Origin of the sequence: Saccharibacter sp. 17.LH.SD (assembly GCF_009834805.1) — a bacterium.
In the GTDB taxonomy this organism is placed as follows: Bacteria; Pseudomonadota; Alphaproteobacteria; order Acetobacterales; family Acetobacteraceae; genus Saccharibacter.
In genome coordinates, this window is the sequence record NZ_WVHO01000001.1 from 1 (window position 1) to 12,079 (window position 12,079).

Sequence of the window (12,079 nt, forward strand, 5' to 3'; positions counted from 1 at the left end):
GCCTGAAGTTCGGCCATCGCGGCCTTGTTCCCGCTGGTTGAGCGGATCATATCGTCAACTTCTGGCGTGCCATCCGTCGGGTCTATCGTGCCGTGGGCGATAGGCTGCCCATTCTCAGAGCCGCCTTTGATATTGACGGTAGCGAGAGGCGAGAGCAGGGCCATGACATCCGAGAGAGAGGTCACTTCCGCGGCTTGACCAACCGGAATTGAGGTTGCGCCTAAGCTGATCAGGCACGCTTTTTGTTGTAATAGGTTCGGCATTGCGCCACGGGTGACGCTTTCATTAATCGTGACAATTTGGGGCATTAGAGGGAGGTCCTTAAAGCTACGTGAGCGTGGGAAATGGTTTGGAGCTTGGGGTTCTTAACCGCGCTCTGAAGGGTGAGTTTCGCGCTTTGAATGGTCTGAAACGCCACAGAACGCGCCGCGTGCTGGCTATACATCACGTCAAAATCAATCGTTTTCAGCATGCCCAGCGTGTTAATAGGCGCGAGGGGCCGCTTATCGTCACGAAGAATGGGTGTATTCAGTACGCCCAACTTGTCCCAATTAAGCAAAGCCCAATGAGTGACGAAGTTGAGGACGTTGGAGGCTTCTTCATTCGTTAAACCCACCAACCGCAACCGGACGCGTTCACGGGTGAGGGTGTCGGTCGTGCCGTTAGGGCTGCGCGTCCCCATGCTCAAAGCGGTTGTGCTCTCGCTTTCATGATGAGCGCTGACATAAGGAGCATTTTGATTGTCTGGTACGCTGAAGCTCGGGAAGACAGGAACCCCACGCGGCCAAGCACACCATGCCAAAGGTGCAGGGCTTTCGGTTGCCATGGCTAAGAAGAACGGAAGTGAATTACTGACAATGGGAGAAATCCCCTCTAATTCCGCCTCTGTTTCGATGAATTGGCGGCAAAAAGTGGGCGGGATAGTGTCTCCGAGGTAATGTTGCAGTCCGGCCTGCTCATAACGCTGGGAGCGTGCCCCGATGGCGAATTTGATTCCCTGCCATGTTCCCACCCATACAGTATCAAGCTCCGTTGTCTCTTCATGGAATGGGTCGAGTTCTTTTTTCGTGGTGAAAACAATCCCGCTCTGATCGTAAGAAGCCCATTCATTCTGTGTGCTTTCTGTGCGGGCGTGGAGGCTGCCTTTGACGTCTTGTTGTGCGGAACAGGCTACCCAGAAGATAAACCCATCAAGAGGGAGCACGACGCGCTTATATTTCCGAAACGGAACGCTTTGGTCATAGGAAATATCTTTCAGGCCTGCTTCAAGCGCGTTCGCAAGAGGCGTATTAGAGCCAGCGAGTTCACTGAGTGACGGCATGCTAGTTCTCCTCGGCCCAAGCCATTAAAGCTCTCTCAAAAATCCCGGTATCGCGGAATGAGGGGCGGGGGTCGCCTTTGAGCCGTTTCCGTTCGCCGCGTGGGAGCTTGGCTTGTTCACGGCGGAACCGTTTAGCGTCCGACGGGGAGACATTGTTAAACCCACTTTTAAACCGATGATTCACACCATCAATAGCCGCTTGTGTGGGGACTTTTCCGGGGCCGAGGCCCATTCGTTCGATCGAACCGCTGTTGATTGCTTCTTGAAGTTTGGCCTGGAGTTGTTGGGCTACGACCCTATAAGGCGAGGCGGGAACAATTCCTGTCACAAGGGCCTCTGCAATGTTGGTCTCAAAGGCGGCCTCTAGGCGCTCTTGAATCCATTCGGCATTCGCGGCAACAAAGCGAGAGAAAAGGCCGTAACGTGCCTCTAAAATACGGGCGACATCAGCCGTTGTCTTCCCGCCGTCATAAGCTTGTTGACTCACGCCGAGATGGATTTTCGGCATAACAACTTCCCCGCGATGTTAAACCATCGCCCAAACAGTTCCGTATTGCTGAGCAAGGGACAGATAGAATTGCCCATAAGGGTTTTTGAGCGCTTGCAGATCCGCAATACTCAAATCTTTAAAAGCGTCGGGGATGAACCAGCTTTGAGAGGTTCCGTTGTCAGCACTTGAGGCGATAAGGCCCGGCGTGAAGCTGTTCATTCCCAGAGATCCGCGCAAAGTCTTCCAAAAAGACGGCGTGGCTGATTTTGGGTCGTCTTGGGCGAATTGAATGAGGTTGGACGCTGCCAGATTGTAAACTGCTGCGGCATAAACGCGTACCGAGACGCAACGGATCTCTGGAATGGCTAAATCTTTCGCCAAACCGAAAACGAAATCAATAATCGCCTCGGAAGGTTGCGCGGAGGGCGGGACTTGCATTTCAGCCCCGATAAAAGCCTTGAACCCGTCAAGGGTTGGCTCTTGGTTCTCCATAGGGATTAACCCCCAGCAGCTTCGTAGGTTTCTTGCGAGAAAGCGCTCAAATTTTTACCGCTATCGTCTTTCGCGGTAATCTTTACTTCCATGGACTTTGTAAGGTTTTCTTTTTTCCCGCGCTTGGCCTGGGCCATTGTTTGGCCTGCGATAGCTTCAGCAGAACGCTTCCGGTTTGCTTGGCCTTCTTTGGTCAGTTTCTCGTGATTGTCCTCAAGACCAGAAGCGAGTTCTTTAAAATTGACCGGCTTATCTTCACTGTAAACGAGGCCGCGATAATGAGGAGAGCGGTGTGCTTCCGAGGCGCGGCATAGGCCGAAAACTTGATGCTGCTTGATGATATCGCGTGCATCCTCGGGGTCAAGGTCACGAATAGCCACCTGCGCCCCTGCACGGATCGTCATGCGGCTGGGTTGATCAGCACGATCCCCGGGGCGGCGGAACGTGAAAATATACGTTTGGTGCGTGGGGTTTCCGATGAAGAGATGCATAAAAACTCCAAAAGGATCAAAAAGAAAAACCCTCCCGGATGGGGAGGGCCCTCACTTGCGTGATGATGGTAGATTTTACCTTTTCTCTTCTTTGTGCACAGCACGCGGAAAAGGAATGGTGTTTTGCCCAATGGCAATATCGCGGGCGTTAAGAAGGATTTCTTTCCCTTCAGCGAGAAGCCATTTATCGAGGCCCTCCTGATGAAAGAGGCGCGTCCCTTGTTCTCGCGTGCAGCGGATCATGCCGCCCATGCCGTTTCTTTGTAGGAAGCGGGCACATCGGTTGGAGCATTTTACGACCAGACCGCGCCGTCCGCATGAGGGTATTTTATGCTCATTGACGACGGCGGACATTGGACGATAGCCCGTCACAAAAATGCCCGTTGGGTCATAAGAGCCCACGACATGCTCTAAGTGACTTCGCAGAGAAGCGATTTCTTCCATCACAGGGGCAACGGCTTTATTCACCACGCTTTTTGCAATCCCGCCGACCTCACGCGCAGTAAGGGCGGAAGGTGCGGTGATTTGTTGCTTCTCCACCCAAATGAAATAGGAACGGATCAGACGCCCCATCTCATTTTTCTCAACCATCGCGATATGTTTCGCGGCGTCTAGGGTGAGGGTGTAGTCAGTGGAGGCCCCTCTATTCCCGCTCCCCAAAACGGGGGAGCGGGAAATCCGCTCGTAATCTACTCCTTCTTCTAATCCGAGAGAATTAATTCGTGCTTTTGTCCAGGTTGCGAAATCACGCTTTACTCCCAACCCTTCATGAAGAGCACGGGCATCAACGCCCAGCACAACTTGAGAGCCAATGACGACTTCTTTCGCTGTGCAGAGCGTCGCAACGTCGGAGAACTCAGCGGGGATGATAGTGCTCATGCTGCTTCTCCCATCGCGCGTTTAATAGCGACCATCTCACGGCCTATAGTGTCTGAGTGATACTCGGAATGGGCGGTCATCAGCCGGACGAAGTCAGCCGCTTTTATCCCTTCATTGTCGGGGTCAGGGATCATGTCTTTCAGAGTATCCAGCAATAAGATGATGTGTGTCGTAAACTCTTGCGATGACTGAATGACATTCTCTAACGCGACACGCTGCCAATCTTGAGGGGCGTTTTCCTCTTGTACTGGATGCGCATGTGCGCTATCGTTTTCCACAGCACTGAGCATGGAAGTGTCCTTTCCTTGTTTGGTGTTAGGGCTGAGCTGGAAGTTGCCTCTTCCTCTCGGCCTGATTTTTTAATATCATCGTATCTATGAAAAAGGCAAGCGAAGATATCAAGAAATCATCGAGAGGAAGGCCGCGCCGAAAAACCTCTCCAGTCATGGTTCGTGTTTCTGAAGAAGAGTTGGCTGATTTGGATGCGTGGATTGCTGCCAGTGGGCCGCCTTATGTAACGCGTCCCGAGGCGATCCGCCGCTTGATCCAAAAAGGCCTAGAAGCTGAGGAGAGCGCGACATAGTGCGCTCTTACCCTCTTTTGCGATGTTAGGAAGCCGTGCTTGCTGAAGATGAGGCAGGAGCACTTGACGCTGGCCCTGCGGCTGTAAACTCATTTGCCTCAGACACGCCCACAGAAAGGATGGTGGTTGCTTCGCCGCGCAATGCCCAGCCGCTCGTCGTGCGCATGAATGTTACGACGTCTGTTGCTTCTGCTCCGACGGGGCCGGTGATTTCGGCAGGAATAGCCCGGTCTGCAAACAAGCCATTGCAGTTCAAATTAGCTTGACCAAACTCATCGGCAAAAACGTTCGTATCAATTGCCCCTTGTGCGGCCATATTGGGCAGCTCTGGAATGGTAAAGAGCATGATGTCCGTCCCATTTGCCCCACGTCCACGGAGTTCGTCATCTGGGGCAAAGGTGACATCCACGTTCGCGGCGTTCATAACGCCACGGACAGCCTCCAAAATGGACGCAGAACCAGCCCCAGGGCGCTGATAGCCGGTAAGTTCTACAACCTTACTGACCAAGGTTCCCAAGACGCGCTGAGGGGTCAGGCAAGTGACTTTAACGGCTGCACCACCATCATTGTAGCGGCCTGTAACACCAAGCAAGTTACAGCGGTTCAAAATCCCTGTAATAACGCGGTTTAAAGCCTGGAAAAGCTGGTTAGGGTCATAGTCATCAACGGTTGCTTTACCGTTACTATCGGCTGGGAGATTTTCTCTTACCGTGCCGCTGCTGCTATTGATGAGACCTTCCCCATTTTGTGGGTTAAACCCAAAGAGCGCCGCATCGCGCAAAAGCTGGAAATGCCCCTGACGCATGGCCTTAGAATACGCATCGGTCAGCGACATATTCCAGTTGGCCGCTGCGTTTAAATCTTCACGCGAATAGACGACACGAATTTTCTGCTCATAAGTCGGTGTCGTGATGTAATCGAGGTTAAGGCTTACGGTTGGGAGCTCATTATACCCCGTTTGAGAGCCCTGCGCGATGGTGCGGAGATCGAGCACAGGAACATAAACGGCTTGGTCACGCTCAGTAAGGCGAACATCCAATTCCTGGCGTGGGAAGAGATACATAAAGCCCGATCGTAGGGCATAATTGATAAGAAAGCGTGGGTCTGTAAATGACGGGTTCACCGTCATTCTGGTAGGGGCGATGAGTGCCATTTCTTAATGATCCTTAGGGAGAATTAAAATTGGATGAGAACCAAAATGGAATCTTTAACGTCCTCGCTGCGCTGCCAGGTGGAGGTCCCCGCTGTCTGGTCAATCGAGACGAGTTTTCCGCCTGTTTGGAAGACGTCGAGAAGGCGTACGGGAATAGTGTTTGAGCCCGATCCAGCAACAAGGCGTTGCTTCGTGAAGTCCCACCCGTAAGAGCCCTGCGTCTGGCTCCCTACTTGGCTTAAGAGGGCGGGGTCAGCCTGCACGGGAAGGCGCATTTCAGAACCGAACCGCACAAACCCGATAGACATCCCTGGGGTTGAAATGGGCACCTGACTTGATGGTGTGATGACCATATGATTAGCATGGTCGAAGACCGCGAAGCCTGTCATGTCCTGGGGTGAGGTGGCGCGTTTAAGCGCGTTACCATAACGGCCATTATTAGGCGACTGACCGGCATTGACGGTTGCGCCCATGCCGGGGAATTGGCCGGTGCGTTCTGATACGGCAACGCCACCCCACATAGGCAGTGTCTCATTCGGGTCAACATAGCCAATAGAGAGACGATAACGGGTGGCCGGGTCAGCCCACGTAAGGCCCTGAATGGCGCCCGTGGTGGAGCTACTAAAAAGCCCGGACGCCTGAGTTGTGGCGTACGGGTTGATTGGGAACGTATTTACCATGAAAGAAATCCTTTAAGCCATGAATTCGCCGAAAGCGCTTTTGAAAGAGCCGCGATATTCGGTGCGTGTGTGGCCGGTTGGGCTGCGTTGCGTGACAGGGCGGACGGGGTCACTGTCTTTGTAACGAACGGGGCGCCTTGCGGCTTCCTGGGCGTCTTTGTGGATTTGACGGGACGCAAGCGCGAACACTTCCGGGGGAAGTTCGGAAAGGTCTGCATTCTTCCAATCGGTAGAATGCGGCTGAAGAAGCTTTGCACAACGGCGCTGATAGCCTGCGACGCTTTCGCCCGGAATGTAACGCGGCGTTTGAAGGCCCAGAGGTTGGGCGACTGCGTCCGTTTTAGATTCAGCCTCGCTGATCTCGTTATGCTCTTCGTCGCTAAGGGGGCGCGTCCGCCGCTGAAGCCGTTCGAGCTCTGCTCGTGCCTCTTCATCGCGCTTATTGAGTTCGTCGAGGCGATCCCTTACGGCGCGGTCTTTATCGCTTTCTAGGTCCACAAACTCCGCAGGGTTGCCGCCGCAATCGGTGACGCATTGAGCAATTGCCGCATCAGAGCAGCCATTCTCACGCATATGCGCGACCATCGTTGCGAGCATCTCATTTTTTTGAGCGTCGTTGCCGGGCTCATCTTTACGGTCAGCCGTAACAGTCGCAGGCGCGGCCATAGTGTCTTTCTTGTCCTTCTTATCGGTGCGCTCTTTGTCTTCTTTGCGGAGTTCTTCCTTCTCCATCGGTTTATTCTCTTCATCTTGAGAGGGGACGAGATTGAGCAGCGCTTGGGCTAACTCATCGCCGTTTTCTGGCATCTCTGAGGGCTCTTCTGTGGCTGGGCTCTGCTCAGGGGCGGGCTCCCCAGGAATAAAGCTTGAGGGCTGCGCTGGGTCTGTTGGGGCGGTATCGTGCTTCTCAATGTCGCGGCCAATGCGCACCAGCTCACGCGCGATTTCTTTTTCGTCAGGCTCCTGGCCGTCTTTGCGGTCGGCTTCTGCTTTCGCGCCTTCAAAAAGCCCTTTGAGCTTGTCGAGGTCTTCGAGGGCCTTATCATAAACGCGCTCGCCTTCTGCGTCGTCCTTACGGCTTGCATCGTGGCGTTTATCTTTAGCTTTTTGTCTGAGCGCATCGTATGCGGCTCTTGTTTTCTCGCGGCTTAGCTCAGCCATAGTATCGAGTTCCTTTATGCGTTTGTTGAGAGGGGTGTCTATGCCGGTTGGGGGGCCGTATTTGTCCCACACACCAGCAGGGACAATCGCGAGATGGTCGGGGTGGAAAGGGACATCTTCGAGGATAAGGGTTTGCCCATCGCCTAAGGGCGTTCCGATACTGTCTTTCCCTGTCAGAACGCCCGGCGAGGTGGACCACGGCTGCTTTGTAAGCTGCTCCGCCATCGCGCGATCTTGAATGCGGACGATGCCCCATAGTTCTTTGTCTTTGACATAAGGATAAACCACGGAGCCCACGACGCGGTCACGGTAGAAGTTATCTTCAATGACGGGGCCTTCGGGATGGTCAAAAACAACGGGCAGCCCCTGGAAAGCCTCCATTACGCCGGGCGTTAGCCAGACATCACGATCTCGGTAAGCGTATTCCTGTTTATCGCCACCACGATACGCCCAGCCCGTGCCACTAATCCGCATGGCAAAAAGTGTGACGTTATAAAATAGTTCCGGGCTGGTATATTTCCCCTCGGCGATCTTGCGGCAGATGTCGCCCATATTGGCCGTGAAACGGTCGAGAATATCAGCCGTAGAGCCAAAGAGCGGAGCCGGGAGATCATCGCCCTTAAACCACCCATAGGCGGTATGCTCGTCGTTCAGTTTGGGCGTAAAGGTCTCTTTGCATTTGATTGCAAAAGCCGTAAACGCGCCGTCCCCATCGCGCCGGGGGAGGCTTACACTCCACAGCAGCAAGCCATCAGGAGCGAAGCCAATTTCTTCGCGCGCTTCACGGTTGGCCGTTTCGCGTGGGGTCTCGTCTGGTTGGCTGTCTCCTCCTGTAATCCCCCATGTGCCGTCACGCCGTTTGAGCAGCAGAATACGGCCATCGGCGGTATAGACGTTACCGGCGGCTTGAATAGACATGAGGAACCTTCATAGGGTGGGGGAACTGTTAGCGCTTGCCTTTGCCGTTTTTGATGTCGTGCACAGCAGCAAGGCCCTTTTCTGTCAGCATTTCTTCAGGAAGATCAGTGAGGGAGTAAAGGTAAATTCCCTTACAGGAGCAGAAGGGCGCCGTTGCGAAGCCTTCTGTATCTTCGTAAAAATCGACGTCTTTCTTGATGTAGCCGTTCTGGTAGGCCCAGCTATCCTTGAGGACGAAAATCTTCCCATTCCGGGCCAAATGTTCCGGTCGATGATGATAATTCGGACGGCTCGCGTTAGCATCCCAGATAACGGCAATCGCTTTATTATCAGAGGCGACGAGATAGTTTAGATTGGCGCTAAACTTGGCGTTCTGGTCAATAACAGTCCGCCGCTCTTCAAAGGGCTGTTGATAAAGCGGTTTGCTGATCTGTGCCTTAATCTCTCGGACTTTCTCGGGGGTTGTCATGCCGGGGTTTTGTGCCGTCGCCCATCCTGAAAAGCGCTGCAATGTTTGCTCGACCGCGCGGTCTTTATTGAGGGTGATAAGCTCCGTAGCGGCGGCAATCCGTCGCGCCAATTCACGTTGTAGGGATGGGGAGAGCTGCTTGACTGTGTAAACGGAGATTTGGTGCTCTTTGGCGATGGATCCTTTGGTGACTTTTTGGGTGTAGCTCGCCTGTAAAACGCGCTTTACCCGTCGGGTGCTTTCTTCATCACTGCCGACCATACGCTTAGCGAGTTGTCTGAGCTTACGGAGCCATCTTTGATGTCTGGCTTTACTGTCATAGCCGTTTCTCCTCAAATCTTCGACCGCCTGCGTAAGCACGCTCTGAAAGGTCTCTCGTTTGCGGGACATAATGTAAACTCTTCACAAAAAAGCTTATATCTTTACGCGTTTTGCGTAATATTGTTCTTGCCGAGGTAATAGTACCCGGTTTTCAAAGGAGAATATCCATGACACCTACACGGCTGAGGCAATGCCTTGATACACTCCATTGGACGCAACGCGGCTTTGCGCGCATCGTTGGATGCAGTGAAGGGACGGTGAGACAGTGGGCGCGTGGGCGTCTCTCCGTTCCCTCATCCATTGCGGCGTGGCTGGAAAAGATAGCGGATTATGTCGAAAAAAACCCGCTCCCAAAGCCGTTTTCTGCGCAAGAAAGCGAGCCTTCATGACGGTTCGCTCAGGGCAAATCTTCCCCCTCTGGTTCGCTTTCCTTTAGGTCAAAAGAGCCAGGGGGAAGAGAGGCGATTCTCTGCGTGTCGATATTGAGCTCACCGCTGAATATCTCTTCTCCTGTGTTTTCGATATTTCTTTGGACGAACTCAACGAGTCCTCCAATATCCCTTGGAGAGCTTTGGACTAAGGGGGCGAGAACCCGCGCTGTCTCAAGTATGATACGATATTTCTTTTCTGTGACATCGAAACTTTCATCTGTGCTCTCAGAAGGCCATGTGGGGGTAAAGCTATTCCGCCATTCTCGGAAAATAGTTTCGTTGCTCTTGTTCCCATACTCTTTAGGATATTTCTCACGCATAGCCGCGATGAAATCAGGGCTCCAAGCCCGGCGCATGGCGACAGCATCACAAAAACCGTAGATCATTTTGAGCCAGCGGCGGACGCGGCTGACATATTGGGCGATCTGTTTGGCGTCCTCCGTTCCTTCTCCGAAGCCTTGTGCTAGTGTTTCCGCCTTGAGAATTTGGGCGGGCATCGTGGCGCCGGCGGCGATGTCCTCTAGGATATGCTGACGAACACCGCTCAGGGAGCTGTCAACATTCATGAGGTTAAGGGTGGCGACATCCTCATCATGGCCGATTGTAATGACGTTCTCATTGGCAGAAATGCGGAGTTTCTCGGCTTTCTCTGTCGAAAAAACCTGCATCGCGCGATTAGCGATAGACGTTGGTTGTTTTAGCTTGGCAATGAGAACGCCCGCTTTACGTGCGACCTGGTTATTCGCAATCTGGGACTCAAGATAAGACCGCATAGGATACACGCAGCGGCGAAAACTTGAGCGCCCAGAATAGCCATAAGCTGAGCTTTCATAATCAAGATATTCGGGCTCCTCATTCATCAAAATAAGGAAGCGCCCTTTTTTATAGGTTGTCCCATTGACCGTAACGGCGGCAGGGGCCTTCAAAAAGGAGGGGTCATTGGGGTCTTGCTGGAAAACAAGCGATCCTGCTGTGTTCAGAGGGTCTACAACGTTGAAATAAATATCCAGCTCATGCAGGCGGTTAAACGGGATGTCTTGATCAGGGGGGATACGTTTATTCGTTTTCGGGTCAACGGCTCCGAATACCATAACAGCCACACCATAAACACGCGCCTTTGTGCCCAGTTGAGCAATAATATCGTCACAACCAATAAACCCCCAATGGCGTTTAAACTCCTTTGCGGGCTCATCGTCTAAGGCGTCACCAACACGAATCTTACGTTCTTCCCCCATGGCCATATCCACAGGCATACGCGCAATTTTAGCGCCTAAGGGATGAGACGTATAAAGCAGCTTGCACAACTCATACGAAGGGGCGTGACCGGGCAGAAGCTGCGTATTAAACAGCTCACGCCATAGGGCATTGTCGCCAAAATCTGATGATGTGCCTGCCATTGGTTAAAGCCCTGTATTGTCGCCCAGCCCAATGACGACCCCGTAGCAAAAGCAATCGAGGAGATCGTCAGCGCGCCGGGCGGCGTCCTTATCGTTAAGGATGAAATTGAAAACCTGGGTAAGGAAGTGATTGCGGGATTGGCCGCGAAAGATGGTTGTCTTATCGAAGGCGTGGCGAGTGAGGGTTATCTGCTCACGATGCACGTAAGGGGAGGCATTCAGCGCCCGTTGATCTTTGCCCATGCTGGTAAGCTTTGATTCAATGGGCTGTACTGGATACCCGTTTCGTTGCAACTGTGGGATAACGACAGAGCCCGCCGCCTTGTCTTCAATGAACAGGCCAATAGAGCCGCTTCGTGCCTTTGTCAGGCGCGCGTAATGTTCAAGCTGGCCCACAACAACGGGAGCCCACTCTTCCAGCATGCTCCCTTCAATCTCGACAATATCCCAATCAAGAACCGTAAGAGGGCGGCTCTGATTATAGTTGTCGAGCGAGAAGTAAATGACCCCCGTTCCGTCGTTGCCTGCACCACCTTTAAGGGTCGTATCGATGACGGCATACACACAATCACAGAAAGAAGGCGTATCGCTGGGCGCGTTATCGATAAGCAGATGAGAGAGTTTAAAGAAGCTTGAGCCGTGCGCCCGGTAAGCCCCCTCCCAGATATGTTCATAGTTTTCTGGGTCGTGTTCATAACACCGTAAGCGTTCCTCATTGAGGGTCTCAGGAAGCCACGGATTGTCTGACCAATTGATCTGACTAATGAAAGCACGAGGGTTTTCAAGAAGGCTCTCTTTCAGCTTCTCAATAGGGGCGCCTTCTTCAAGCGGGTTCCAGGTAAACCAAACCTCAGAGCCTTTCTTTCGAATGGTCGGTAGAAGGAGGTCAATTGAATCCTGGCTTAAGGTTTGCGCTTCTTCGACCCATGCAATGTCTACACCTTCAGTTGATTTGATGCTCTGAATATTGCGGGCGAGCCCCTTAAAGAGAAACTCTGATCCATTATAAGCCCGAATACTGTTCTCTAGGATGGTGAACCAAGGAGACAGCCCTAATTCGCTAATCTGATCAGACAGAAGCTTATGAACAGAGTCTGCCATAGAGTTTTGATATTCGCGGCAGCACAAAACACGTAATGTTCGCGACATCGTGAGGAGAACGAGAACTTTTGCAATCGCCCATGACTTACCGCCCCCACGGCCTCCATGCCAAAGACGATAGCGATAAGGATGTGAGAAATTCCCAAACTTGGCGTGCAATTTGACGGTGATAGCTTCAGCCATGGCGGCAGG

14 protein-coding genes and 1 pseudogene are annotated in these 12,079 nt (G+C 52.8%); 2 read left to right on the forward strand and 13 right to left on the reverse strand.

Annotated elements, in window-relative coordinates; genetic code table 11:
- The 7 genes and pseudogenes from GS501_RS09795 to GS501_RS00030 all read right to left on the reverse strand — a co-directional run.
- A pseudogene (locus tag GS501_RS09795) lies at positions 1-308 on the reverse strand (hypothetical protein); the annotation flags it as partial.
- Entirely contained in the window at positions 308-1,321 is a 1,014-nt protein-coding gene (locus tag GS501_RS00005; protein WP_160829853.1) for a hypothetical protein, read from the reverse strand. The pseudogene GS501_RS09795 and the gene GS501_RS00005, both read right to left, overlap by 1 nt.
- A 1-nt stretch (position 1,322) precedes the next feature.
- On the reverse strand, positions 1,323-1,829 hold the full coding sequence (locus tag GS501_RS00010; RefSeq protein WP_160829854.1) for a hypothetical protein: 507 nt from the start codon (positions 1,827-1,829) through the stop codon (positions 1,323-1,325).
- An 18-nt stretch (positions 1,830-1,847) separates the two neighbouring features.
- Entirely contained in the window at positions 1,848-2,303 is a 456-nt protein-coding gene (locus GS501_RS00015; RefSeq protein ID WP_160829855.1) for a hypothetical protein, read from the reverse strand.
- A gap of 5 nt (positions 2,304-2,308) precedes the next feature.
- A complete protein-coding gene (locus GS501_RS00020; RefSeq protein ID WP_160829856.1) occupies positions 2,309-2,794 on the reverse strand; it encodes a hypothetical protein in 486 nt (161 codons plus the stop codon).
- A 75-nt stretch (positions 2,795-2,869) separates the two neighbouring features.
- The gene (locus tag GS501_RS00025; RefSeq protein WP_160829857.1) at positions 2,870-3,673 is read right to left on the reverse strand and encodes an antA/AntB antirepressor family protein; all 804 of its coding nucleotides are present in this window, start codon (positions 3,671-3,673) and stop codon (positions 2,870-2,872) included.
- Positions 3,670-3,963, reverse strand: coding sequence for a hypothetical protein (locus GS501_RS00030; RefSeq protein ID WP_160829858.1), 294 nt, complete (start codon positions 3,961-3,963; stop codon positions 3,670-3,672). Before GS501_RS00030 ends, GS501_RS00025 begins: the two co-directional genes overlap by 4 nt.
- 155 nt (positions 3,964-4,118) lie before the next feature.
- On the opposite strand from GS501_RS00030, the gene GS501_RS09800 reads away from it, so the two are divergent.
- The gene (locus tag GS501_RS09800; protein WP_202405244.1) at positions 4,119-4,256 is read left to right on the forward strand and encodes a hypothetical protein; all 138 of its coding nucleotides are present in this window, start codon (positions 4,119-4,121) and stop codon (positions 4,254-4,256) included.
- 25 nt (positions 4,257-4,281) lie between these two features.
- Here the strand turns inward: GS501_RS09800 and GS501_RS00035 are convergent, their stop codons facing one another.
- From GS501_RS00035 to GS501_RS00050, 4 genes are read right to left on the reverse strand one after another with little or no spacing between them, the layout of a single operon-like run.
- Positions 4,282-5,409, reverse strand: a complete 1,128-nt coding sequence (locus GS501_RS00035; protein WP_160829859.1) for a major capsid family protein — start codon at positions 5,407-5,409, stop codon at positions 4,282-4,284.
- A gap of 23 nt (positions 5,410-5,432) precedes the next feature.
- On the reverse strand, positions 5,433-6,089 hold the full coding sequence (locus tag GS501_RS00040; protein WP_160829860.1) for a hypothetical protein: 657 nt from the start codon (positions 6,087-6,089) through the stop codon (positions 5,433-5,435).
- 12 nt (positions 6,090-6,101) lie between these two features.
- Complete coding sequence (locus GS501_RS00045; protein ID WP_160829861.1) at positions 6,102-8,168, reverse strand: NUDIX domain-containing protein; 2,067 nt, start codon at positions 8,166-8,168, stop codon at positions 6,102-6,104.
- Between the two features lie 28 nt (positions 8,169-8,196).
- Positions 8,197-9,027 (reverse strand): hypothetical protein, encoded by an 831-nt coding sequence (locus GS501_RS00050; protein ID WP_160829862.1) that lies wholly within the window; start codon positions 9,025-9,027, stop codon positions 8,197-8,199.
- 98 nt (positions 9,028-9,125) lie between these two features.
- Here GS501_RS00050 and GS501_RS00055 point away from each other — a divergent pair, with 98 nt between their 5' ends.
- Positions 9,126-9,347 (forward strand): DNA-binding transcriptional regulator, encoded by a 222-nt coding sequence (locus tag GS501_RS00055; protein WP_160829863.1) that lies wholly within the window; start codon positions 9,126-9,128, stop codon positions 9,345-9,347.
- Between the two features lie 8 nt (positions 9,348-9,355).
- Here the strand turns inward: GS501_RS00055 and GS501_RS00060 are convergent, their stop codons facing one another.
- Together GS501_RS00060 and GS501_RS00065 are read right to left on the reverse strand one after the other, a co-directional pair.
- A complete protein-coding gene (locus tag GS501_RS00060; protein ID WP_160829864.1) occupies positions 9,356-10,786 on the reverse strand; it encodes an anti-CBASS protein Acb1 family protein in 1,431 nt (476 codons plus the stop codon).
- Between the two features lie 3 nt (positions 10,787-10,789).
- Positions 10,790-12,070, reverse strand: coding sequence for a PBSX family phage terminase large subunit (locus tag GS501_RS00065; RefSeq protein WP_160829865.1), 1,281 nt, complete (start codon positions 12,068-12,070; stop codon positions 10,790-10,792).
- Positions 12,071-12,079: the final 9 nt, after the last annotated feature.